This window comes from Paraburkholderia aromaticivorans (assembly GCF_012689525.1).
Taxonomy (GTDB): Bacteria; Pseudomonadota; Gammaproteobacteria; order Burkholderiales; family Burkholderiaceae; genus Paraburkholderia; species Paraburkholderia aromaticivorans_A.
The window spans coordinates 1,384,958-1,407,288 of the sequence record NZ_CP051514.1; the positions used below are offsets into that span (position 1 = coordinate 1,384,958).

Sequence of the window (22,331 nt, forward strand, 5' to 3'; positions counted from 1 at the left end):
GCTGCCTCGTGCGCGCGGGCAATGGTTGCGTGTGGCTATGCCGTATGGCCGCGATCATACGGTGAAGGGCGTTGCACGCCCCAGGAATCGAAAACCGCCTCCACCTCATCCGGTCCCGATCTGGCAAGCCGCGCGCAGCCCGGCGTCCGGCTAAAGCGCGGTGCCGGTGCGGGCTGCGTCACGCCGCCGAGATCGATGAAGGTGCCCCGGCTCGCGACATGCTCGTGTGCCGGTGCGTCCAGCAAGCCCAGCACCGGGCTCACGCACGCATCCGAATCAGCGAACAGCGTCGCCCATTCGTCACGGGTGCGCTGAAGGAAGCGCTGCGCGAGAACGGCGCGGATCGTGTCCCAGCCGGCGCGATCAGTTCTCGGCGGCAACGCGTCGGAGACGATATCGAGGCGATCAAGCAGCTCTTGCCAGAAAGGTTCCTCGAGCGCACCCACCGCGATATAACGGCCATCGGACGTTGGGTACGTCGTATACCACGGCGCGCCGCCATCGAGCATGTTCGCGCCACGCTGATCCGTCCAGCGCCCCTGCGCATACATCCGGCAATAAAGTGACATGAGCATCGCCGATCCATCGACCATTGCAGCATCGACCACCTGCCCCCTGTCGCTGTTGAGCGCTTCCAGATGCGCGCACAGCACGCCGAACGCCAGGAACATTGCGCCGCCACCATAGTCGCCCACCAGATTGAGCGGCGGCACGGGCGCACCGCCCGCACTGCCGATTGCATCGAGCGCGCCGGTGAGCGAAATGTAGTTGATGTCGTGCCCCGCCTTCAACGCGAGTGGGCCCTGCTGCCCCCAGCCCGTCATGCGTCCGTAGACGAGGCGCGGATTGCGTTCGAGACAGACATCCGGGCCGAGGCCGAGCTTTTCCATGACGCCCGGCCGGTTGCCCTCCAGCAGGATGTCCGCACGCGCAACCAGTTCGAGCGCAGTCGCGCGATCCCGTGACGTTTTCAGATCCAGCGGAACGATCCGTCGCCCACGCAACAGGATGTCGTCCGGATCAGGCTGCATGCGTGGCCGCGCGAGATGGACAACGTCGGCTCCCATGTCCGCAAGCATCATTGCGCAAAAGGGTACCGGGCCGATCGCGCCCAATTCGAGTACCTTCAGTCCCGCCAACGGACCTTGCTTCATGAAATGAACTCTCCATCTGAAAAGTGAGGATGACTAGCTGCGCCAGTCGACGACCTCATTGAGCGCTGCGCGCATCGTACGAAACCGGTTTGCCGGATGTCCGTGGTCTTCGTAACCGAACGAAATACCGCACACGATGACCCGGTCTTCGGGGATGTCGAAATGCTCGCGCACGAAAGGCGAATGAGACGCAAGCGCCGCCTGCGCGATGCACGCGACGCCGTGCGACGCGGCAGCGAGTAGAAACGTCGTCACGTATGCGCCGCAATCAATCGCGCCATACGTGCCCAGCCCCGAATCGGCCGTGACGATTGCGACGTGCGGTGCACCGAAGAAGCGGAAATTCTCCCGAGCCTGTCTGCCCGATGCCTCACGATCGCCGCGCGTGATGCCGACCGTATCGTATAGCTGCAAACCGCACGCTCGCCGGCGTTCGAGATAGGCGCCCCGATATTCGCGGGGAAAGGCAATATCCGGGTCAGGCTTCGATACGGCGGTGTGTTCTAGCAGCTCACGGCGAAAATCTTCTGTCGCATCGCCGCTTGTGATGATCAGTTTCCATGGCTGCGCGTTACACCACGAAGGCACGCGCTGCGCCGTTACGAGAATCCGCTCGATGATCGTCCTGTCCACTGCATCGGACAGGAAAGCGCGGCAGCTGTGACGCAATTGAAGCAAGCGCTCCAGCACAGTTTCGTCAGTTGCAGTGTTCGTGGCTGCGTTCATTACGTTATGCCCGTCAAGCCCGCGTGCTGCTCATGGCGCCGTGCAACGTACCAGGTCACGCGGCGGTAAAAAAGCACGCGATTCCTGTCGCCGTTGTGCCGGTTTGAGCAGCGGAGGCTCCTCGCACGATAACAATACAATGGAAGTGCCATTTCATTGGCGGACGCAGTCATCACACCCTGCAGATCCGGGACATGATCGGCGAAGGCCGCGCGCACATCATGAGTTAAGAATCGCATGGATTACATGTTCGGATAGTTCGGACCACCCCCGCCTTCGGGCGTGACCCACACGATGTTCTGGGTCGGGTCCTTGATGTCGCAGGTCTTGCAGTGCACACAGTTTTGCGCGTTGATCTGCAGACGGTCTTCGTCCTGGTCGTCCTTGACGAATTCATAGACGCCCGCCGGGCAGAAGCGTGCTTCCGGGCCTGCGTATGTCCTTAGGTTGACGGTGATGGGAACACCTGGGTCCCGGAGCGTCAGGTGCGCAGGCTGGTTCTCTTCATGGTTCGTGTTCGAGATGAACACCGATGAGAGACGGTCGAAGGTCAGCTTGCCATCGGGCTTCGGATACACGATCGGCTTGAATTGCGAGGCCGGTTTGAGCATCTCATGGTCCCAGCGCTGGTGATGCAGTGTCCACGGCACGTTGCCACCGAACACCTTCTGCTCGATACCGACCATCAGGGTGCCCAGGTACAGACCCTTGCTCATCCACTGCTTGAAGTTGCGTGCCTTGTGCAACTCCGTGTGCAGCCATGAGGTCCTGAACGATTCGGGATACGCGGCGAGTTCATCCGACTGGCGACCGGCCTGAACCGCATCGAAGGCCGCATCGGCGGCGAGCATGCCCGTCTTGATCGCCGCATGCGAACCTTTGATCCGCGACGCATTCAGGAAGCCCGCGTCATCGCCCACGAGTGCGCCGCCCGGGAATACGAGCTTCGGCAGCGACATCAGGCCGCCGGCCGTGATCGCACGTGCGCCATACGACAGGCGTTGGCCGCCTTCGAGGAACTTGCGGATCTCCGGGTGCGTCTTGTAGCGCTGGAATTCCTCGAATGGTGACAGATACGGATTCGAGTAGCCGAGTCCGACCACAAAGCCGACCATCACCTGGTTGTTGTCGATGTGATAGAGGAACGAGCCGCCATAGGTCTGTGTATCGAGCGGCCAGCCTGCAGTGTGGATCACGAGACCCAGCTTGTGCTTTGACGGATCGATTTCCCACAGCTCCTTGATGCCGATGCCATACACCTGCGGATCGGCGCCGTCGCGCAGCCTGTACCGCTCGGACAGCTGCCGTCCGAGATGCCCGCGCGCGCCCTCGCAGAAGAGCCTGTACTTCGCGTCTAGTTCCATGCCGGGCTGGAAGTTCTCGGTGGGCTCGCCGTCCTTGCCGATGCCGAGGTTGCCCGTCGCGACGCCCTTCACGGAACCGTCATCGTTGTACAGCACTTCCGCGGCCGGAAAGCCTGGAAAAATCTCCACGCCCAGCGCTTCGGCCTGCTGCCCCAGCCAGCGCGTGACGTCCGCGAGACTGATCACGTAGTTGCCGTGATTTTTGAAGTTCTCCGGCAGCGCCCAGTTCGGCGCGGCCTTCGCGCCCGTCTCGGAGAGGAACAGGAAGCGGTCTTCCGTCACCTCGACGTCCAGCGGCGCGCTTTTTTCCTTCCAGCCCGGGACCAGTTCATTCAGCGCGCGCGGGTCCATCACCGCGCCCGAGAGGATATGCGCCCCAATTTCCGAGCCTTTTTCGAGCACGCAGACGCCGATTTCGACGCCTTCTTCCGCCACGCGCTGCTTCAGACGAATGGCCGCCGACAGGCCGGCAGGGCCGCCAACGACGATCACCACGTCATATTCCATTGCCTCCCGTTCGACGGCGAAATCATCATCAAGGACTGTTGAAATGCACACAGAATAACGTCTCCACTCTTGTCAAAACCGGCTAAACACGATTGGTCTGTGCGCCTTCTTCACCTTCGAACCTCAGCTCGTCGCCCGTGATCACGGGTTGACCAACGCTCATCGTCGGGCGATTGTTATCAGCCGGAAACGCAAACCACGAACCGTCCTGGTGCCGGAAGAACACAATCTCGAGCTCGCCAGACGGATGGGAGGTTTTCACGTGCACGAAGCGTCACGCTCTCTCCCGGGGATGGTTGAACCGCCTTATGAGAGCTTTACTCGCCGAATCCGGTCCGAGCCACTTTTCGACCAGGGCGCGCAATGACCTTTCCCGTGTCCCCACCGATTTCTCCAAACTCGACCTGTATGGCCTCTGCTTTTGCCTCTGACACATTTGCGCGGCCGGCTGCAAGTTCGGACGGACTGCAGCGACGGCTCCGGGAAGGACGAGAAAAGATCGGGCACGAGACCATTACCGGTGACGCCGAATACCGGCGCCTTTGGGGTTCTTCGGCCAATCAGGTTTCGCGTCCATTCGCGAGCACAGAAAATCCCTGTCAGACATGCAACCGCCGCGCGGCTGTCCAGTGACGATTCGACAGTGCCGGCCACTTGGCCTATAATAAGCTAATGGACGGTCCATTACAAGATTTTGCCCGCACATGGTCGCTGCGCCTTGGCGATAACGTGCAACTCTGCCTGGCGTATCGCCCCGGTCGGCATGGTACGGGGCCGTATGCGTTAGTATTTCAGGTTCGATCGACCGACAGTGAACGACATGAACACACCTCGAATCGCGCGACGGAATGCCCGTCCCAAAACTGAAGCCTCCGAGAGTCGGCCAAGCTCGGCCACGGGGCGCCAATCCCGATCGGGCAACGATGAAACCACCGTTTCAGCCGAAACGGTCACGCCATTCGGTCCGATTACAACGCGCCGGATCTCCGAGGAAATCGGCGCGCGTATCCGCGAGCAGATTGCGGCGGGCATGCTGCCGCCTGGCGCACGCCTGCCCACCGAGCGCGAGCTGTCCGAGCAATTCGCGGTCAGCCGGATGGCTGTTCGCGAAGGCATGCGCAATCTCGAAGTCGCCGGCCTCATCATTCTTAAAAAGGGACGACACGGAGGTGCCTTCGTCAACGAGTCGAGTGCAAAGCTGGTCACGCAACAGATTCGCGACATGATAGACCTTGGCCGTGCTTCACTGCCGATGCTTATGGAAGCACGTTTTATGGTCATGGACATGGTGGTTCGCCTTGCAAGCGAAAGGGCCACGGCAGCGGACATCCGCGCGATGGAAGCTAACCTGGAGACGACTGAAATCCTGACCGAAGCTGGACGATTTGAGGACAGAACCTTCACCGCCATCACATTCAACAAGCTTTTGGCGGATGCTACCCGCAACTACATCCTTGGCGCGCTCGTCGAAGGACTCAGCGAGGTGCTGCGTCATCTCATCGTGCTTGCGGGCCCTCGGCCGATTGATTCCGTTGTGCCTTTGCGGCGTAAGCTGATCGAGCAGATCCGAATGCGCGACGCAGATGGCGCTGCCGCGACCATGCGCATCTACCTTGAAGAGACTCACAGCCACCTGATGCGCCAGTCACGCAAGCATCGCATGGGCTGAGGATTCGACCTTCCGGGAAATACACAACGAACTCCAGAAGCAGCTGGAACTCATTGATAACCGGCTTGTGGCAGTCCGGCGCGGACTGGCCGAAGTCCGAGAGTTGCGCAAGGACTTGTGCTTCGATCTGGACTACGTTGAAGCGAGGCTTGCTGGCAGTGACGTGACCAAATTGCTCGCAGCAAGTGGAAAATCGACCAGCGGGAGCTTCGCAGACACTGATCAGACGATGCCGGAAGGCGGACCGATAAAACAGGTGCGGCAATAATGAACGCACCAGTTCCGGCACGACCGTCGACAAATACAGCCGTGCGGCCGCTCAGGCCGGCGTCCTATGCATGGGCGCTGTCACTTGTGACCGCCCTCGACTATTTCGACAATGCTATTCTCCTACTTTGCCAGCTTTATCGCCGGGGGAATCAACGCTTCGCCGGATGAACTCGTCTGGTCCTCCAGTTCGTACGCGATCGGTGCTGTGCTCGGAATACTGCAACAGCAATGGTGGGCGGAGCGGCTGGGAAACAGGCGTTATATTGCCGCATGCATGATCCTTTATGCTGCGGCGGCTAGTCTGTCTGCCTTGGCACAAACGTCGTTTCGACTGATGCTGACGCGCGCCGCACAGGGCTATCCTGTCGGCCCCATGATGGGAACCTGCCGCATCCTGCTTCAGGACGGCGGCTTTCTGCCGGAACAAACTCCCCAGCGGCCGACGTCTCTTTCTCAAAGCCATTGTTATGGCCAATTCGCTGGCGCCAAATAGTCGGAGGCGTGCTGCTGTCACACTTCGAATGGCAGGCGCTGTTTGTCTGCACGGCACCACCAGCCCTATTGCTTGCCGGTTTTGTCCTGTATGCAGTGCCTGACTTCGGAAAGGCCGAGGTTCGTGCCGAGACCGGCATCGACCCCAATTCCAACTTTTGGCATATCTGGATTTTGCCGTTTCACAGGGTGCACAGCAGATCGTCCTGCAGCAGTTGCATTTCCAACTCTTCAGTTCGTCGGCCGTCCTTGGCGGGCTCCTGCTGACGAGCCTCGCCGGGCTGGGCTATTTTGTGTATCACAGTGGCATCACCCACGCCCCCTCATGCAGCTCCAAGGCCTGCGGGAAAGAATGTTTCTGGTGGGATTGGCACTGTACGGTTTTATTATTTTTTGACGACCGGCTTTGGTTACCTGACCTTGCGTTTTCTCGAGCACGGTCTGTCATACCCGTTGAAAACGCAGGCTGGTTTGTAGGAGTCACATCACTTTTCTCCGTGCTAATGCTGTCTGCCTATTTCCGCTACTCGTCGCGCGTGGTGCACAAGAAATGGCTTATCGTTCCGGGATTCGGTATCGCGGCGGCCGCAGCCTGGATCATGACGCGCATGCCACCAGACGCGAGCCAGCCAGCACTCCTCGTTCCCCTCGTTCTGCAGGTGCGCTTGTCATGTTCATCGCGGTGCCGGTTGCCGACCTGAAGTTCCGACTCTTTTCGATTGACGAGTTCGCCCACACCTACAGGCTGAAAAATATCGTGCGTCAGCTCGTCGTATCCTTCGCAACCAGTTCCCTGATCGTCATTGAGCGGCATCGCGAAGCACTCCATTACACACGCTTGGCGGAATCTGTCAATTCATTCAACCCCGCCCTCTCGCAAACAATGGACAAGCTGGAGGCCCTCGCCGCTGTCGCGAGCAGGGGTACGTCCCAGTCTCACGCGATCGCTATTGCCTTGATCGATCGCGTGGTGCTGCAGCAGGCGAACTTCCTTGCGATACTGGACGGGTTCTATTTTCTGGCTGCCGTGGCGATCGGTGGTGGGCTCATTGCAGCACTGCCGAAACGAATCAATTGACAAGAATCACCTATAAGCAGAATGGTTCGCTTGTATCGGATCGGCAGGTTTTGTCGCGTTACAGTAATGCGTTCCGGACAGAGACTCCTGTAACTAGAAGCAGTCCTTATTTGCCGCGTTCGTTTCCGCCAAAAGCACTTTTCCAGTATGGGCACCAGTTTCAGTGCCCATTGATGAACCGTCGAATGATCGACGGACAAACCCCGCTCGCATATCATCTCTTCCAGATTGCGCCGGCTAAGAGGGTAAGAGACGTACCAGCGCACGCATAGCAACATCACGTCCAACGGATAGTGCAGCCGCTTTAGCACTCGTCTGATCGCCGAATTCGGACCTAATATAATCGCCAAACTGGCGAATTCCGCGCCTGCCTTTGCCGCGTCCCTGGATCCGGAGTGCTGCCTTCAAACGTGGCCGTGAACGTACAGGATTAAGTATAATGGGCAATTGGTTCCGGATGTTCGCCTGTCCATGCCAACCGAAACTACCCCCTCATCACGGTTCGTAATGCCGCCAAACGGCTCGACGTGACACCCGGACTCTCAAGTATTACGAGGAGCGTGGCCTGCTCACGCCGAGCCGCAGTCAGGGCCGCTACCGACCCTATAGTCGCGTCGCATTCACGATCCCGCCTCGCTGCTGCATGACCGTCTCAAAAATTTCCCTTTCGGAGATCGTTCGCTGTCCTCTCGCCCTGATCGATTTTAAGGCTGCCCGCTGTTCAAAGAGCGAGATGGGACGCCGTCGCAAGTCCGCGTGACGTACCTCTATGTAGCTCTTCTTTCCCGCACTTACGAATACCCGCGACGGGTCTTCGGGATGGTAACGAACAGTCACAGCTCGGCGTGGCTCCCGCCACGCGGCGAACAACGGATGCCAGTACCGGATCCGAAATAAGTTGAGGCCGTCCGCCTGTATTGTTCGTGGCTCGGCTGGCAGGAACCTTATCAAAAACTGCAGTTCTGCATCCGGTGCACTCGGCAAATATCGGGACTCGGCTGACCTGGAAAGTTCGCGCCACTTCTCGGCCGGAGGAAGTTCAGACAGGCCGCGATGGGGGCTTTTTTGTGGTACCGTCTGCCGATTTCGATCGTCAGACATTGTTCGAAAGCTCGCCTGCAGCAAGGGCCGTTCGTGGTGTCGCAGTCTTCTTCATCGTGGGCCGAAGCAACGTTAGTGCAACCCGAACGTTACCGTGACATCGTTATTGCGACAGAACCATTCTAAGTGGCATCGAATTGATGCGCATGATCAAGAAAGGACAGTTGAAAGATTCGGGCAAGACTGCGCTGTCTGTCGCCCAGCAATTTTACTCGTTTGTTTCATAAGCTGTCCTACGCATATCGCCGTTGTTCGATCGGTTTTCCTTACTGCAACAGAGCCCAAAATATTACTCTTAGTCATTTTGCGTGTTTGCCCGTCCCATCTTCTTTACCGTAACACAACCACAAAGCCCATCGGGATGGACACGATCTGTCACAGGCGTCGGCCCTTGCAGCGCCCGATGCCGGATGAATGCGGTGTTGCGGTTCGTTACTACTGGGTCATCTGATCTGTGGGAGCGCCGGCCGCCGCACGCCGCTGCGCCACGATGGCGCCCGCGCGTTGCGCGTTTTCCGGGTAGTTGATCCAGTCGAGCGGATCGTAGCCCGCCTGTAGCCATTCGATCAGGTCGGCGCGCACCTGAGCCCGCGTCAGCGGCACCGACGTATCGTACGGTTGAGCCTGCGCCGCAGCCGACGCGAAACAGCACGCCGCGGCAAGGACGCCGAGCGCTACACGCGGAAGGGAGTTCATGGCAAGGCCTTTTATATCAGGGATATTCCTAGAAATATAGGCGCTATCTGGATAATTGAAAGGCGAACTGAGGCATATTTTCTTCTTGCGTAGCGCACGGGCGGGACGCGAGAAATGTGATTCCGGCAATCATATAGCCGGCTTCCCGCCGTTGCGGTAGCACTGCAGGCGTAGAGCGAGAGTTTCCGATACTGACTTAATGCCCACGAGGCCCGCGTGGATAAATTGAGTGGAATCAATCCTGCACAGCAACAATATCGCGCTCGTGGTCCGCGCTGAAGCGGACCGGATTGTCATCAAGCGGCGCCTGACTCGAGAAGCAGAAAACCGATCCCATTGACACGTGAATTGGAATGAATGCCTCCCGACGTCGCGGCCGCGGGCCGGCAGCACGAAACCACGGTGCGTCCGTCCGGCGAACGGCGGGCGCGCGATCAAGAACTTCCATGACACACCTCGACGATATCATTCGCGGTCTTTGTATTTGTGCTGCGCCGCGCCGCGATAAATCTATCAGAAGTCACTAGCCCATCGATCGCCAACGACGTAACGATCTGGCGCGCGGCCGCCGTCCGTGGTCGCTTATCCATAGCGCATTTGCTTGGATATCCAGCGCCTTTGGCCCTGGTTGCCAAGTGGCTTTTTGTTCTATAGCGTGCTCAGCCGGAATTGACGGTAGTCTCATATTGAAAGTCGACATTCTTCATGACGGTGAGCCTTCTCGGGAGACGCCGTGTGCCGATCCCGGGCGAGCACCCCGGCATGGCACCTCGGAAACACGGTCAAATCAGCGCGAACGCAGTAGCCGCTTCTGAAGAAGCGTGCGTAAATCGCGGCGCGTATCGGTGACGACGTGAATATAAATCGTGTCGCCGCGCACCTCATAGATAACCCGGTTCTGACCGCTCAACGCTTCGCGAAAGTTCAGACCGCCAAAATCTGAAAGCTCCGTTGGAACGTAACCGCTCTGCGGGATTTGCTTGATGTTTTGAAATGTAACCGCAAGCTGCGACGATGTCTGGTTCCACGTCTCGGCACCGAAGCTCCTGAGAATGTACCGGCGGAGATCCTTCATATCCTCCTGCGCCTCTTCAAGTATGAGGAGTTTAAACGTCGTCTGCGCCATCAGCCGATCTGTTCCTTCCGGTCAAGGTCGTCGAGCTCCGCGAGAAACGCATCCGCGTTCTTGAATTTCCCCTGTTCGATGTCTTTCTGACCCAAGGCCAGAATCTTGAGCAACGCCAGCGTTTGCTGTGTGTCCTCATAGCTTTGCACATCCTGAACGACGAGCCTGGCTTCACCGTTCTGCGTGATGAGCAGAGGCTCGCCGGAAGCCGTCAGATCCTTGACAATCTGCGCTGCATCGCTTTTCAGGTAGCTGATTGGCTTTACGTGGTCTGACAGACGCATGTGTGACCCTCCGTTCGTTGCTTCGCTTAGACCGAATATAGACCAAATTCGGTTTTATGCAAAGTGCTTGTCTGAAAACGCGGCTACTCGTGATTTGTCAACAGGATGGTCGATTTGCCCACTGCCAGATACGCTGCAGTTCACAACGTTTGTCCGTCGCCCTGAATTCGCCGCACGCGGCTTCGTCCAGTTGCGCATCGCGGGCGATGCAGCGCGCCGGTCGGTGAACCCAGAGGTCAAGTGCGAAACCAACAGACAAGCGAGCGGCTACCGACAGCGGACGATTTGAACTAAAAAGTTCACGAAGATTGATCACTTAATTATGTCTAGGTGAGTAGCCCACGGGAATCGCACCCGCAGGCCCTCCCAGGTAGGGTCGAGAACTGACGCGCGCACCGCGAGGCAGGCCGATTCCGGGGCCCAACGTACCGTGGAAGGGGCGGCGGCATGGCCGTCGGGCAGACCGGCGCTGGGGCACTTGCTGGAGTCCAGAACAAATCAGTCGCCGATTGTGGGTGGACTTTCCTGATGATGAGTCTATGCGGATTTCCTACGAAGCCATCTATCAGGCGCTTTACATTCAGGGGCGCGGCGCTTTGCGACGCGAACTGTCTGCGTGTTTGCGCACCGGCCGGGCGCTCCGTGTGCCACGCGCCAGAACGCGACAACGAGGTAAAGGCTTTATCACCCCCGAGGTGATGATCAGTGAGCGCCCGGCCGAGGTTGCCGATCGCGCCGTGCCCGGTCATTGGGAGGGCGATCTGATAATTGGCCTTAACAGCACTGCGATCGGTACCCTGGTTGAACGAACAACGCGGTTCACAATGCTGCTACATCTCCCGCCGATGCCGGGCCACGGTCCTGGCGCTCGGGTAAAGAACGGGCCCGCGTTGTCCGGTCACGGCGCCGAGGCTGTACGCAATGCCATAGCTGCGAAGATCATCCAGTTGCCCGAACATTTGCGCAAATCGCTGACGTGGGACCAGGGTGCAGAGATGGCGCAACACGCGCAGCTACAGATCGATACAGGACTGGCAATCTATTTCTGCGACCCACAAAGTCCGTGGCAGCGTGGGACTGATGAAAACACCAACGGTCTGCTACGCCAGTACTTTCCTAAAGGCACTGACATGAGCAGATACTCCGAGCGTGAACTTGATGCGGTCGCGAATGCGCTTAATTGCAGACCCCGCAAAACCCTCGGGTGGAAGACACCAACGGAAGCGCTTGAAGAGTTACTATTCGCAGCATGAATTGTGGTGTTGCAACGACTCCTTGAACCTAAGCAATACACGTCCATTGCCTTTGGACGGCGCTGCCGCGAAGCAGGCGTACAGCCGTCGATGGGCACGGCCGGCGATGCCTATGACAACGCCATGTGCGAGTCGTTCTTCGGCACACTCGAAGCAGAACTGCTCTGTCGCGAACATTTCGCGACCCACGAACAGGCACGGCGGCGTCTGTTCTCGTTTCTGGAGAGCTGGTACAACATACGCGGCCTGCACAGCAGCATCGGCTACTGTTCGCCGCTCGAGTTCGAAAACCGCCCGGCCGTGGACAACCCGCGATTCAACCTTGTCGGGAGGTGCCACACCGCATTAAACTCAACTGCAAATCTATCCGTCTAACCGGGTCAACCTCAGGCCTTCATCACGCGCACGGCGCGGTGCGAGGCGGCGTAGCCATCAAGCGTGATGGTCTTCGGTGGCTGGCCTTGATGTTTGATTGCCTTCCTGAAAAACGCCTTTGCCGCCTTCACGTCGCGCCTGGCGCTGAGCATGAAGTCGACCGTCTGACCAGCCCGATCCACCGCCCGATAAAGATAGACCCACTTGCCGCGCAGCTGAGGTAAGTCTCGTCGACACGCCACGACTGGCCGGTGGACCTGCAAAAGCGGTTCCACTGTTTGACGAATTCCGGCGCAAAGCGACGCACCCAGCGAAGGATCGTCGTGCGCGCCAACGACAGACCCCGTTTCGCCATCATTTCGAACAGATCGCGCAGGCTAAGCTTGTAGCGCAGGTACCAGCGAACACACAGAATGATCACATCGCGGTCAAAATGACGGCCCGCGAACAGTTCCTCCAGACTCTTCAGCTTGCACATCGGCGGTTCTCAATTCGTTCAGACCGACACCTTAACCGATTCGCCCCCGCGCTATTTGCACAGAGCCATTCCTGGCACCTACGGCGAGCTGCTGCGCGACAAAGGGAATGGCCAAAGACATCGTCGACAGATGCACCGTAAGGCGCAGATCTCGTCCGCCCGGGCTGGGATCACCGCCTGTTGCAAGTTATGCAGCAATTGCTTTCCGTCCGCCCATGACAGTCCTACAGATTCGGTATCGAGCGTTTGGCTTGGCCGCTCGATGCGGCCCACCTCGATCGCATTTACATCACCCCAATCGGTAGTCAGTTCGACGCGAACGACGATTTTCATCGCGACCTCGACGTAGGCACTGGCGAGGTTCGATGCTAGCGCAGTCGAAAACCTCACGCTTTTTAACAGTCCCACTAAATCGTACCAACCTTAGTTCGTTTGACAACAATCCAGGGCCGACATTTGCCGTGAGCGTATGCGCGCTCAATGAAGCAAAACTGATGTCATCAAGTAGCGCCCGTGCGCGCTTCGCGATTATCGATTCGACCTCGTCGGCAACTTCATGACGCGGCTGAATCTGCTACAGGATAGCCATCGCCGGCTCCCCAATTCGTTCGATGGATAGTGTCAAAACAAGGTCTCCTGCGCCGCAGAAACCGACCTTAGCGGGCCTTCAACTACGAGACCGGCGTCCCTCAAGAACGCGAGCACGCTTCGTGGAGGCGCATGCAGTTTCCGGGCGAGCATCGAAGCATACTCGCCAACCGGAAAGGCCGGATGACAGTCATCGAACGATTCGAGAAGTTCCTGGGCAAGTTCGATTGGAACCTTAAGCCCCGCTTGTACAGACAGCACGCGTAACTGGCTCGCCGACAGCGTGGCATTCGTCACCCACGTAAGGTCGTCGGCGGCAACAGACGCCTTGATGCCCGTCACGAGATAAGTCGGCTCCTCCATATCCTCGATAAAGGGCAACAGAGCACCACGCTCGGCCAAGCCTTGCAGATAATAAAAGACCGCGATTCTTGCCGCACTTTTCTGGCCCGCCTCGACCCAGTAACGTTCGCTGAGATATCGCAGCACATCGGAAAACGCAACTTCGCGCACCGCTGCACCAGTGCTGGTTGACACGATGAAGCGACTAAACGCATCAGCCTGCCAGCCGCGGCGGTCCATGCCGAACGCGTCCTCCCCGCAAACTTCGATATCGACTTCGGCAGGCCACTGGTCACAATGCAGTGCCATTTGCTTCTGCAGCACCTCCAGCTGTTGCGCGCGGCTCAACTGTCGGAAGAAAGCATTGTCGGCAAAAACGAGAGGCGACGTCCACGCCGAAGACGCCTTGTCAGCGGCGCCCGGAATAGAAGGGGCGTGCCACTCTCCGGCCGGCAACGACGCCGAGCGTCGCGGAGCTTTCTCAAAAGGGGCGAGCCAACTCTTGTTCTCAATCGAGTGAAGCACGTACTGGCGTAAGTCAGCCCATCCGTGGATCCGGGCGGGTTCCGGTAGGCTTACAATAAGCGCCGGCACCTTGAGCTTCCCAACGCGATCGAGAGGCACCGTATGAGGCAATCCAGGGATGGCGATTTCAACGATAAGCTGACCGTCCGCTGTCTCAGCCACAAAGTCGACCGGAACATGAACGACCTCGATGTCAGCTATGGAGTCGGTCCACTGGATGAGGAAGCTCGGAACGCGACCTGCGCCCGGCTCCCCGCCGGCAAGCGGCGCTTTGATGAACCTGCTTTCCAGAAGGATGTGCTGGGCCGCTGCGCGCAACGCATAGTGTGCCGATAGTCGGCATGTTGCCCGGTGTGCGTGTCTGAAATATGGAAAGCCGTTTTCGGGGACTGTGCGCTGCAGTTCTTTGCCGCAGACAACGCAGAAGTAAGCTGAGTGATCGGACGCAAATACATCGCTCGCAGCGGCCACGTTCGCCGCCGAGCCCCTTGCAAAAACGATAGGCGCAGCCTTGGGCATTGGCAGTACCGGTCTGTTTGCACGTCTCGCTTTTACCGCACATGGGTTGAATTTGCCTAACCGATAAGCAAAAAGCGTTGTAAATTGCAGACGCCACTTGTCATCGATTTCTGACACTACTGCGGCATCAGCGAAGCATGCGCCACGCAACCCGGCATTACTTCTCGCTTAGGTGTTGCTGGTCTTCGGAAAGAACACGACGTTTGGCAAGCCCTCGAAATGCCGGTCGCAGGTCAGTAAATCCGCGTCTTGATGTCGCGCCGTTGCGTAGACGATCGCGTCTGCCGTCGCCAGCTTGTATTCCCGATGCAGGTCAGCGGCCAGCAACGCGATCGTCGTGTCCAGCGGGACGACCCGACATTTTTGTGTGTAGGCGATAACTTCGTCGGCTTTCTCCTCCCCGACTTCCCGTACCAACCACTTTGACAGTTCGAGCTGCACGATTGTTGGCACGACGCAGTAGCGCTTGTCCGGCAGCACGTCGCTGAGCCTTTTGCCAAGCACGCTACCCGTCAGCCATTCGATCCAGGCCGACGTGTCCACTACTCGAAACGGAGCCGTCATCAGTACCGGTCCTGCCGGTCACGGTAATCACTCGTGTCGGCCCCCTTCGCCATTCCAGCGAGTTGCCCCAACTCAGGCACGGGCATTAGCAGCACGCCCTTGCCTTTGGGAATAAAAACGAATTCCTGGCCCGCTTCCCAATGCTGTTCGTCGCGAACTTCCTTGGGGATGGAAATTTGAAACTTGCTGGATAACGTGGCAAGCGCTGTCATTTTTACTCCAAGTCGATCGATATGCTAGAGGTAAGAATACACCTTATCGTGCGTACTATCAATCCAGCCGTGGTGGGTAACCAACTTTGACACGTTGCCCGACTTTCGCACCGGACATGCGCGCCTGCGCGACTCCACATTTTGATTCAGCGCATTAGGTGTCGAGCCGGACCCCAATCACTTTGCTGCTCACACTTCTGACTGATCTGTCCCACGCTCCTCGCCGCCCCATAACGTTCACCCGTCACCTCACGCGGTACCAAAGCTCTCTCGCCGCGCAAGCTACGGCCGTTGCCGCATGATGCGCCTCCGCTCAATTCCGATATATGGCGCGGCTTCAGCCTAAGCCGTTCCGCCGCGCGCCACGGCTTGAGCTTGCCCTCGGCGACGTCCTGAATGACCTTGAACCTGTCCAGTTCGCGCATCGTCATCGCTATCCGTTCGGTCGCAGCCATCAAAGCCTCCCGCGCCAAAACGCCGGCAGCCGGTCAGCTTACGCTGCGAAAAAGCGGACATAATAAAATGGCCAGCCCGATCCCAGCGACCGGTCTACGATAGGTAGTTGTCCAAGGTAGAGGAGAGCGCCATGAACGAGGTCACGCTGATCGGCATTGATCTGGGCAAGCACGTCTTTCATTTGCACGCGCAGGATGCAAAGGGTAGCGAGGTGTTCCGCAAGAAGCCTCCGCGCTCGCAACTGCTCCCGTTCTTCAGCAATCTCAAGGCGGTCACCGTGGTCATGGAGGCTTGCGCTGGTTCGCACTGGCTGGCTCGCAAACTCAACGCGATGGGGCACGTTGCCAAGCTGGTTTCGCCGCAGTATGTGCGGCCTTTTGTGAAGAGCAACAAGAACGATTTCGTCGACGCGGAAGCGATCTGCGAAGCCGCATCACGGCCTTCGATGCGCTTCGTCGAGCCTCGAACGGAAGCGCAGCAGCTTCTGGCGGCGTTGCACCGAGTGCGCGAAAGTCTGGTGATCGAACGCACGGCTACCATCAACCGCATTCACGGAATACTGCTTGAGTTTGGAATCGTGATTCCTCTGTCGAAGATTACGCTACGGCGGCTGCCCGACGCGCTAGCGGTACACGACCTGGCGCCGCGGCTGATCCAGATCATTCACCGGCTTCATGAGCACTATCGCTATCTCGATCAGCAGGTTGCCGATGTCGAGCGGGACCTGACCGCACAGTTGCGCGAAGACGAGAACGCGGCCCGGCTGCTATCGATTCCCGGAATCGGGACCATTACGGCGAGCCTGCTGGCTTCAGAGGTGGGTAACGTGGCGCAGTTCGCGTGTGGTCGAAACTTCGCCGCGTCGATAGGTCTGGTGCCAAGGCAGCACAGCACCGGGGGCCGAAGTACCTTGTGTGGAATCAGCAAGCGCTGCGACAAGCATTTACGCCATCTGCTTGTCCAGGGCGCGCGAGCCGTCATACAGCGTGCAGATCAGCGCACTGACAGGCTCGGCGCGTGGATCCGGTCGATGCTGACGCGACGTCACTCAAACGTTGTCGCCTGTGCCGTCGCCAACAAACTTGCACGCATCGCCAGGGCCGTGCTGACAAAGCACACCGCATACGATGCATCGCGTCTTGAGTGCGAGGTCTGAATTTCGTTTCACCAACAAGGTTTTGCGACTGCTGGAAATTTGATGGTCCAACGGCACAGCGACCGGACGAAGAACCTGACAAGTTGTACAGCTCAAAGCAGCTGCCGACATTCTAAGGATCGACCGGTGCGGTTTTCATCGCGGAACATGGATTCCGGATAGATTTGCGCAAGCCACGCGAACGTCAAAACCGGAGGTTGCAAAATTCGGGCTGGCCATAGACTACAACTTAGCATCTACAACCAATGAAATCGATCATTTTTTTGTCAAATTGCATAGGATTGCGAATAATATTACCCCACCAATGAATTGCATAATGTTGCTCCCGCCATCTCGGGCACGGCAAGGCGTCGAGACTAACGAAAGAACAAGTCCCGCCTCGCGTGTTGCGCACAAAACTGTCCCGCCAATACGCAACGCACACGATTTCGTAACCCGATCGGCAACTGCTCCGCACACTGGGTGACCATGGAGCGTGGCTGAACAGACTTACGCTGTGAATGAGGCCAGTTTTCTTTGCAAACGGACAAATCCTTCGCGAGGCCGCGTCGGCGACCGGCAATCTGGCGTGGGCAAGCCAGATTGCCTCGCTTGCCCTGCCGGGCAGTCTGGAAAGCTGGATTTGACGTTGTCACGTACAGAATAGCGGCGGACAGTTAGTTGCCTTTTAATCTCGTACTATCCGGCCGAACGGTGAGCTTTTGCGGGATTGAAAAAGGTGCGGCAAACCGCGACGGGAGTAAGTTGGCCGTCAGAGTTTCCGTTCAACCCGCTCGAATTTTCCGACCGGCCCTCGTCGCGTGTACACGGTAAACCCCCAGCGTCTGGTCAGGTTCCCTAAACATGTTGAACTGGACGCCCGCAGGCGTCCAACTGTGCCAAGCGCAATGCCCAATCGCATTCGATGTGCCGCCCGCAGGCGTGGCGTTCGTGGACAGTTCAGGCCCGTTGGGCTTGCGGAACTTGCCTGCCCCACCTCCACGCCGCACAGACACTGGTCGTGAAAATTCTGGTGGTTCGCACGAGTAATATCCAACACATCAACGAATGGCTCGACATTCACGGAACCGCAAACCCTTGCTGCGCGTCTTCGCAGACCTACTGCCGCCCTTTTCTGCGCAAACGCTACCCCTATTGGCTCGCCTGGTCGGGGAATGAGCCGCCAAAGAGGTCTGAAATCGCGTCGCTCGCCTGTTGCCGCAGCGGCATCGTGCCGCTCCGAACCTGCGAGAGAACATCCGGCGGCAGCCAGGTATTCTCCATCGCGCCCATGCCGCTCTCGATCATCTGCTGCAGGAAAAACGACTGGCTGCGTCCCGTTAATTCTGCCAATAGTCTCAACCTTTGCTCGATTTGCGGGTTGACGCGTACCGCGACTACCTCCAGCTTATTTTCGGCGGTCCTTTTCACCCATACTCCTGTCGTGTTCTTCGTGCCGCAAACGGGCGCGTTCGTGCGGTGCTTCTACCATGCTGAATCGCGGTTCGCAACGCTATTTCGAGGACGGGGCTCCTTTACCCGGCTGCCGCCATCGGCACACCTGGAGCGCAATTCCAAAGGAGCGGTTTTCATTGTCGAGTTCCGCAACGACACACATGGAGACGCCCGGTCGCCGCTGTTCCGACTTTCGACGAAAAGCTGGCGGTCAATGAAGAGTTCGGCTCTCTCGTTGATTCCGCTTACCCGCGGATGACGATTCGACTGCCCACGGCCTGACTGCTCGCGTGGCCGGCGTTGCGTCCGCATCGACCTGTCAGCGCACACGCGCCAAGGTAGCCGCCCTCTCCTGCCCGGATCATCGCGCCGTAGGCGCCCCTTCCGGTCAGCTCATACGTCGTCGCGTCCAGGAGCGACTCCTGTTGCAATGGCGGACAGCTAAAGATTGCACTCGACACCGGCCCTCGGGCTCTCAAGCTCTCGGTATCAGGGGTTGTCGTACTTTCCGTACAAAATCTGGCGCTTTGATGCTGAAATCCATATTGATCAAGAACTTGCGTGGTGCGCGACGATTGGGAAGTCCGCTCGTGTTGCGTGCGAAAGTGCGGCAGCGGTCCGGAAGGCTCTGGGCGCCGATCAAAGCCCAGCCCCGCGCGGTAATGCCGTTCAGTTAAGGTTCTTCTTCAAGTATCGAACGGTGTAACGTTTAGGTCGAGATTTGACGACCCGCTCGCATGCGCGACCGGGTCGTTTTCCGTTGGGTAAAGCCTTGAGCCGTTCACGCAGACGCTGCAGGCATGCGGGCAATTTTGCATAGGCCGGAGTGAGGGCGGCCCACATCATTTCGTGCTGGATCGTGTGGAGGGCGCGCACGAAGCTGATATCGGTCGGCGCGAGTTTCGCCTCCCATGCGGCGCTGGCGATCTCACGGCGAATCAGGTTGTAGGCGATCAACGCACCCCATATCTCCTGGTACACCCCTTCGACCGTGCGACTGCGCAAGCTCAACTCCGAGCCAAGCATCGATTGCTTAAGTTCCCGGTAGCTGGTTTCGATCTGCCAGCGGCGCTCGTAGCAGGCAACGATATCGGCGGGTTTGAAGCGCCGGCGATCCCCCAGCGAAGTCAGCAGCACGCGTTCGCGTCCTCGCGCGTCGATGGTCCGGATCGCACGCGCATTCCAGAATTCGGGCAAAGCCGGGCACTTCCTGCGCGCCTGCGGCGAGACGCGCATGCGCACCGTCGCATCGTCAGCGGTACCGGCGATCACTTCCCAGCAGGTATTGGATTTGGCTGGAATCAGGAAGTGGCGATTGCGTGCTCCCATCGTCAGGCCACACAGAATCTCAGCGGCCAGAAAGCCCTTGTCGAACACGGTCAGCGAGTCTTCCGGTATCTGCGGCAGCAGGCTTTTGGCGTACACCATTTCGTTGGTGTCGTAGCGACCGAAATTGATATCGGCGACCAGATGCGTCGGGATCGCGGTGAGCGTCACTGCGCGCACCTGCGGATAACTGGCCACCTTGCCGCTGGCGTAACCTTGTGCGCCGAAGTGCTCGCGGTTGGCCGGGCTGTCGGCCGTGCGCAGCGTGGTGCCGTCCATCGCCCACAGACTTAACCCTTTGAACGCATGGTGAGCCGCGTCCTGCGTCGTCCACGCACGTGCTGTCTGCTCAAACAGCCAAGCCATCGGCGCCTCACCGATGCGCTGGCGCGCCTGCGCCACTGCGCTCTTGCTGACAAATGGCGCGGCCTCGTTGGGCAACGCCAGATCGAGACTGTCGAGCACCTCGCTGATCGACCAGTGACGGTACATCGCCAGTACGATTACCAGCCACACCACCTGTTCAACCGGCAAGCGCCGGCGCCGGATGCGCGCTGTGCCCGTTGCCTGGAGCGCACGTTCGATCCACTCGTAGGGCAGATGCTCAGCTAACCGCCGCAGGTCGGCTGGCTGCTGCGCCTCGGTCAAGTAAGTGAGGTGGCTGGACAGCATCGTGCCGAAAAGTTAGCAGCTCGGCGCACCGTTTACAACCACTTTCCACGTCAAAAACAACAATGCCGTTCAGCTCTTAACTGAACGGCATTAAGCCCCGCGCGGGGCTTTTTCATATCTGACACCCAAAAAGAAGCCGCAGGCATAGCTGCGGCTCGGAGAGGCACTCGCCGCTGCCTTGATGGAGATCAACGGTGGTACTGACATGGTGTCCATCGGGTCAGCGCCCGTAGACCGCAATGATTCCTGGCTGACCGTGCCGTGCAACTGCCGTCGACGCCGCGGCGATAAAATCGACGATGCGGTAGCGCTCGACTACACGGAATTTCAGGAGGTAGCAGCTATGGAATGGACGGACACACGACCCGTAGTGCCAGGATACTACTGGGTGCGATTTACGGACGACCGGTCGCCGAAGCAAACAATCGGGGAGATCGCAGACGTGCCCGGGAACGGTTCACGGCAGTTGGTCGTGGTCCTTCTCGGCGACGATGAAATATTGGAACTGGACGACCCGTTCTTCGACCGCGCACTGTTTGCTGGACCGATGGATCCGCCGTCGATGGAATGATCGCCATAGCCGGACGTGCGGCCACTCGCCCCGCGGAACTTCAGGCCTTTTCGTAATTCGCGCCACAAGGCGGAGACGTCCCTAGAGCGTGAACGGCTATCCATTGCTCAGGCCTTGCAGGCCGATCTCCCGAGGTTATCTGTCGCAGTGGAGCGCTCGCCCTCCTTTGCGGAGACTGTATGCAATTTGGCCCTAACGGAATCACAGCAGATCGCCTGACGGCGGTGCAGCAGAACATCAGACGCACGCTCACCTAGTGTTCCGAGTTAGAAATTCGTAGACAAAATCGCTTGACGCTGGCGAGGATGTCGTCGGCCGATTTGGTCCAGTTGAAAGGTCTCGGATCAGTATTGTTAATCTGGATGTATTGGCGAATGGCCTGCTCGAGTTGCCGGGTGGAGCGATGAGTGCCACGGCGGATGTATGTCTCGCCGAGCGTGGCAAACCATCGTTCGACCTGGTTAGTCCAGAAAGCCGAGGTCGGGGTGAAATGCGCATGGAAACGCGGATGGCGAGCCAGCCAGGTATTGATCGAGGAGGTCTTGTGCGTACCGTAGCTGTCCATCACCAGATGCACGTCCAGTTGCGGGGGCACGTTGGCCTCGATGGTGCGCAGGAATTGCAGGAATTCACTGCTACGATGACGTCGATGCAGTTCGCCAATGACTTCACCCGTGGAAATGTCCGGCGCCGCGAAAAGTGTGGTCGTGCCGTGGCGCATATAGTCATGCGTGCGTCGCTCAGGGATGGCCAGGGCCAGCGGCAGCATAGGCTGCGTGCGGTCCAGCGCCTGGATCTGGCTCTTCTCGTCTACGCACAGCACCATGGCCCTGAGCGGCGGGTCCAGATACAGCCCAACGATATCGCGCACCTTGTCCACAAACAATGGATCAGTGGAGAGTTTGAAGGTCTCCTGCCGATGCGGCTGCAATCCGAAGGCACGCCATATGCGCGTCACGGCCGTCTGCGACAGCCCCATTTCGCGGGCCATTGTGCGCGTGCTCCAGTGAGTCGCGCCCGTGGGCACGGACTCAAGCGTGCACGCAATGAGCGCATCTACCTGGGAGTCCTCGATCGTCCTCGGCGCTCCCGGGCGCGGTGCATCGAGCAACCCGTCCACGCGGTGACTGATGAATCGCGAGCGCCACTTCGAAACCGTATGCGAGGTAACACGCTGTCTTGTCGCGACCGCCTTGTTGTCGATGCCCTCGGCGCAGGCCAGCACAATGCGTGCTCGCCAAGGCCAGCGCCTGCGCGGTCTTGCGCCGCATCGTGAGCGCCGGGAGCTGTTCGCGTTCCCCTTCACTCAACACCAGTGGCGCCTTCGGTCTTCCTCTCGTCGTCGCATCGCTTATTTGCGAGCCCTGCAACCCAGGTTAGTACACACCGCAAA

At 58.8% G+C, this 22,331-nt stretch carries 18 protein-coding genes and 8 pseudogenes; 8 read left to right on the forward strand and 18 right to left on the reverse strand.

Going from position 1 to position 22,331, the window contains the following annotated elements:
- Window positions 1-35 precede the first annotated feature (35 nt).
- From HF916_RS06520 to HF916_RS06530, 3 genes are all read right to left on the reverse strand, one after another.
- Window positions 36-1,154 carry a CaiB/BaiF CoA transferase family protein gene (locus HF916_RS06520; protein WP_168788219.1) on the reverse strand — a complete coding sequence of 373 codons (1,119 nt, stop codon included), beginning with the start codon at window positions 1,152-1,154 and terminating at the stop codon, window positions 36-38.
- A 33-nt stretch (window positions 1,155-1,187) separates the two neighbouring features.
- A complete protein-coding gene (locus tag HF916_RS06525) occupies window positions 1,188-1,880 on the reverse strand; it encodes a nitroreductase family protein (RefSeq protein WP_168788220.1) in 693 nt (230 codons plus the stop codon).
- Between the two features lie 242 nt (window positions 1,881-2,122).
- Window positions 2,123-3,751, reverse strand: coding sequence for an electron transfer flavoprotein-ubiquinone oxidoreductase (locus HF916_RS06530; RefSeq protein WP_168788221.1), 1,629 nt, complete (start codon window positions 3,749-3,751; stop codon window positions 2,123-2,125).
- Between the two features lie 820 nt (window positions 3,752-4,571).
- Between HF916_RS06530 and HF916_RS06535 the strand changes: the two genes are divergently transcribed.
- Complete coding sequence (locus tag HF916_RS06535) at window positions 4,572-5,420, forward strand: FadR/GntR family transcriptional regulator (RefSeq protein ID WP_240975417.1); 849 nt, start codon at window positions 4,572-4,574, stop codon at window positions 5,418-5,420.
- Between the two features lie 267 nt (window positions 5,421-5,687).
- A pseudogene (locus HF916_RS51955) lies at window positions 5,688-7,260 on the forward strand (MFS transporter).
- 125 nt (window positions 7,261-7,385) lie between these two features.
- Here HF916_RS51955 and HF916_RS49810 read toward each other — a convergent pair.
- Window positions 7,386-7,538, reverse strand: a pseudogene (locus HF916_RS49810) (IS6 family transposase); the annotation flags it as partial.
- A gap of 168 nt (window positions 7,539-7,706) precedes the next feature.
- On the opposite strand from HF916_RS49810, the pseudogene HF916_RS06545 reads away from it, so the two are divergent.
- A pseudogene (locus HF916_RS06545) lies at window positions 7,707-7,867 on the forward strand (MerR family DNA-binding transcriptional regulator); the annotation flags it as partial.
- On the opposite strand, the gene HF916_RS06550 reads toward HF916_RS06545, so the two are convergent.
- Window positions 7,864-8,361 carry a Mu transposase C-terminal domain-containing protein gene (locus tag HF916_RS06550; protein ID WP_240975418.1) on the reverse strand — a complete coding sequence of 166 codons (498 nt, stop codon included), beginning with the start codon at window positions 8,359-8,361 and terminating at the stop codon, window positions 7,864-7,866. The pseudogene HF916_RS06545 and the gene HF916_RS06550 overlap by 4 nt on opposite strands.
- Before the next feature lie 107 nt (window positions 8,362-8,468).
- Here HF916_RS06550 and HF916_RS49815 point away from each other — a divergent pair.
- Window positions 8,469-8,588 (forward strand): annotated as a pseudogene (locus HF916_RS49815) (IS6 family transposase); the annotation flags it as partial.
- Between the two features lie 208 nt (window positions 8,589-8,796).
- On the opposite strand, the gene HF916_RS06555 reads toward HF916_RS49815, so the two are convergent.
- The 4 genes from HF916_RS06555 to HF916_RS06570 all read right to left on the reverse strand — a co-directional run bounded on the left by HF916_RS06555 (window position 8,797) and on the right by HF916_RS06570 (window position 10,467).
- Complete coding sequence (locus tag HF916_RS06555; RefSeq protein ID WP_168788223.1) at window positions 8,797-9,057, reverse strand: DUF4148 domain-containing protein; 261 nt, start codon at window positions 9,055-9,057, stop codon at window positions 8,797-8,799.
- Window positions 9,058-9,292: 235 nt separating this feature from the next.
- On the reverse strand, window positions 9,293-9,505 hold the full coding sequence (locus tag HF916_RS06560; protein ID WP_168788224.1) for a hypothetical protein: 213 nt from the start codon (window positions 9,503-9,505) through the stop codon (window positions 9,293-9,295).
- A gap of 339 nt (window positions 9,506-9,844) precedes the next feature.
- The gene (locus HF916_RS06565) at window positions 9,845-10,183 is read right to left on the reverse strand and encodes a type II toxin-antitoxin system RelE/ParE family toxin (protein ID WP_168788225.1); all 339 of its coding nucleotides are present in this window, start codon (window positions 10,181-10,183) and stop codon (window positions 9,845-9,847) included.
- Complete coding sequence (locus tag HF916_RS06570) at window positions 10,183-10,467, reverse strand: type II toxin-antitoxin system Phd/YefM family antitoxin (protein ID WP_168788226.1); 285 nt, start codon at window positions 10,465-10,467, stop codon at window positions 10,183-10,185. Before HF916_RS06570 ends, HF916_RS06565 begins: the two co-directional genes overlap by 1 nt.
- A gap of 395 nt (window positions 10,468-10,862) precedes the next feature.
- Here HF916_RS06570 and HF916_RS06575 point away from each other — a divergent pair.
- Window positions 10,863-11,746, forward strand: a pseudogene (locus tag HF916_RS06575) (IS30 family transposase); the annotation flags it as partial.
- Between the two features lie 7 nt (window positions 11,747-11,753).
- Window positions 11,754-12,014: pseudogene (locus HF916_RS06580) on the forward strand (transposase); the annotation flags it as partial.
- Window positions 12,015-12,112: 98 nt separating this feature from the next.
- Here the strand turns inward: HF916_RS06580 and HF916_RS06585 are convergent.
- From HF916_RS06585 to HF916_RS06610, 6 genes and pseudogenes are all read right to left on the reverse strand, one after another.
- Window positions 12,113-12,573: pseudogene (locus HF916_RS06585) on the reverse strand (IS6 family transposase); the annotation flags it as partial.
- Window positions 12,574-12,651: 78 nt separating this feature from the next.
- Window positions 12,652-12,906 carry a hypothetical protein gene (locus HF916_RS06590; RefSeq protein ID WP_168788228.1) on the reverse strand — a complete coding sequence of 85 codons (255 nt, stop codon included), beginning with the start codon at window positions 12,904-12,906 and terminating at the stop codon, window positions 12,652-12,654.
- A 288-nt stretch (window positions 12,907-13,194) separates the two neighbouring features.
- The gene (locus HF916_RS06595) at window positions 13,195-14,664 is read right to left on the reverse strand and encodes a hypothetical protein (RefSeq protein WP_168788229.1); all 1,470 of its coding nucleotides are present in this window, start codon (window positions 14,662-14,664) and stop codon (window positions 13,195-13,197) included.
- A 51-nt stretch (window positions 14,665-14,715) separates the two neighbouring features.
- Window positions 14,716-15,111 (reverse strand): type II toxin-antitoxin system VapC family toxin, encoded by a 396-nt coding sequence (locus HF916_RS06600; RefSeq protein WP_168788230.1) that lies wholly within the window; start codon window positions 15,109-15,111, stop codon window positions 14,716-14,718.
- Entirely contained in the window at window positions 15,111-15,323 is a 213-nt protein-coding gene (locus HF916_RS06605) for an AbrB/MazE/SpoVT family DNA-binding domain-containing protein (RefSeq protein WP_168788231.1), read from the reverse strand. The genes HF916_RS06600 and HF916_RS06605 overlap by 1 nt, the downstream gene beginning before the upstream one ends.
- Window positions 15,324-15,469: 146 nt before the next feature.
- Window positions 15,470-15,778, reverse strand: coding sequence for a hypothetical protein (locus tag HF916_RS06610; protein WP_168787327.1), 309 nt, complete (start codon window positions 15,776-15,778; stop codon window positions 15,470-15,472).
- 131 nt (window positions 15,779-15,909) lie between these two features.
- On the opposite strand from HF916_RS06610, the gene HF916_RS06615 reads away from it, so the two are divergent.
- Window positions 15,910-16,935 (forward strand): IS110 family transposase, encoded by a 1,026-nt coding sequence (locus HF916_RS06615; RefSeq protein ID WP_168788232.1) that lies wholly within the window; start codon window positions 15,910-15,912, stop codon window positions 16,933-16,935.
- A gap of 1,131 nt (window positions 16,936-18,066) precedes the next feature.
- Here the strand turns inward: HF916_RS06615 and HF916_RS06620 are convergent.
- Both HF916_RS06620 and HF916_RS06625 read right to left on the reverse strand, forming a co-directional pair.
- Window positions 18,067-18,345 carry a hypothetical protein gene (locus HF916_RS06620; RefSeq protein ID WP_168788233.1) on the reverse strand — a complete coding sequence of 93 codons (279 nt, stop codon included), beginning with the start codon at window positions 18,343-18,345 and terminating at the stop codon, window positions 18,067-18,069.
- Between the two features lie 693 nt (window positions 18,346-19,038).
- Window positions 19,039-20,367, reverse strand: coding sequence for an IS4 family transposase (locus HF916_RS06625; protein WP_168788234.1), 1,329 nt, complete (start codon window positions 20,365-20,367; stop codon window positions 19,039-19,041).
- Window positions 20,368-20,548: 181 nt separating this feature from the next.
- Here HF916_RS06625 and HF916_RS06630 point away from each other — a divergent pair, with 181 nt between their 5' ends.
- Window positions 20,549-20,938: a hypothetical protein gene (locus HF916_RS06630; protein ID WP_168788235.1), complete on the forward strand. Its 390-nt coding sequence runs from the start codon at window positions 20,549-20,551 to the stop codon at window positions 20,936-20,938.
- A gap of 253 nt (window positions 20,939-21,191) precedes the next feature.
- Here the strand turns inward: HF916_RS06630 and HF916_RS06635 are convergent.
- Window positions 21,192-22,293 (reverse strand): annotated as a pseudogene (locus HF916_RS06635) (IS630 family transposase).
- Window positions 22,294-22,331 lie beyond the last annotated feature (38 nt).

Bases quoted from the DNA above. Each gene is read 5' to 3' on its own strand.
- HF916_RS06555 (WP_168788223.1), bottom strand. From the start codon at position 9,057: ATGAACTCCCTTCCGCGTGTAGCGCTCGGCGTCCTTGCCGCGGCGTGC.
- HF916_RS06560 (WP_168788224.1), bottom strand. From the start codon at position 9,505: ATGGAAGTTCTTGATCGCGCGCCCGCCGTTCGCCGGACGGACGCACCG.
- HF916_RS06630 (WP_168788235.1), top strand. From the start codon at position 20,549: ATGGAGATCAACGGTGGTACTGACATGGTGTCCATCGGGTCAGCGCCC.
- HF916_RS06565 (WP_168788225.1), bottom strand. From the start codon at position 10,183: ATGGCGCAGACGACGTTTAAACTCCTCATACTTGAAGAGGCGCAGGAG.
- HF916_RS06590 (WP_168788228.1), bottom strand. From the start codon at position 12,906: ATGAAAATCGTCGTTCGCGTCGAACTGACTACCGATTGGGGTGATGTA.
- HF916_RS06600 (WP_168788230.1), bottom strand. From the start codon at position 15,111: ATGACGGCTCCGTTTCGAGTAGTGGACACGTCGGCCTGGATCGAATGG.
- HF916_RS06530 (WP_168788221.1), bottom strand. From the start codon at position 3,751: ATGGAATATGACGTGGTGATCGTCGTTGGCGGCCCTGCCGGCCTGTCG.
- HF916_RS06525 (WP_168788220.1), bottom strand. From the start codon at position 1,880: ATGAACGCAGCCACGAACACTGCAACTGACGAAACTGTGCTGGAGCGC.
- HF916_RS06610 (WP_168787327.1), bottom strand. From the start codon at position 15,778: ATGGCTGCGACCGAACGGATAGCGATGACGATGCGCGAACTGGACAGG.
- HF916_RS06570 (WP_168788226.1), bottom strand. From the start codon at position 10,467: ATGCGTCTGTCAGACCACGTAAAGCCAATCAGCTACCTGAAAAGCGAT.
- HF916_RS06520 (WP_168788219.1), bottom strand. From the start codon at position 1,154: ATGAAGCAAGGTCCGTTGGCGGGACTGAAGGTACTCGAATTGGGCGCG.
- HF916_RS06615 (WP_168788232.1), top strand. From the start codon at position 15,910: ATGAACGAGGTCACGCTGATCGGCATTGATCTGGGCAAGCACGTCTTT.
- HF916_RS06605 (WP_168788231.1), bottom strand. From the start codon at position 15,323: ATGACAGCGCTTGCCACGTTATCCAGCAAGTTTCAAATTTCCATCCCC.
- HF916_RS06535 (WP_240975417.1), top strand. From the start codon at position 4,572: ATGAACACACCTCGAATCGCGCGACGGAATGCCCGTCCCAAAACTGAA.
- HF916_RS06550 (WP_240975418.1), bottom strand. From the start codon at position 8,361: ATGTCTGACGATCGAAATCGGCAGACGGTACCACAAAAAAGCCCCCAT.
- HF916_RS06625 (WP_168788234.1), bottom strand. From the start codon at position 20,367: ATGCTGTCCAGCCACCTCACTTACTTGACCGAGGCGCAGCAGCCAGCC.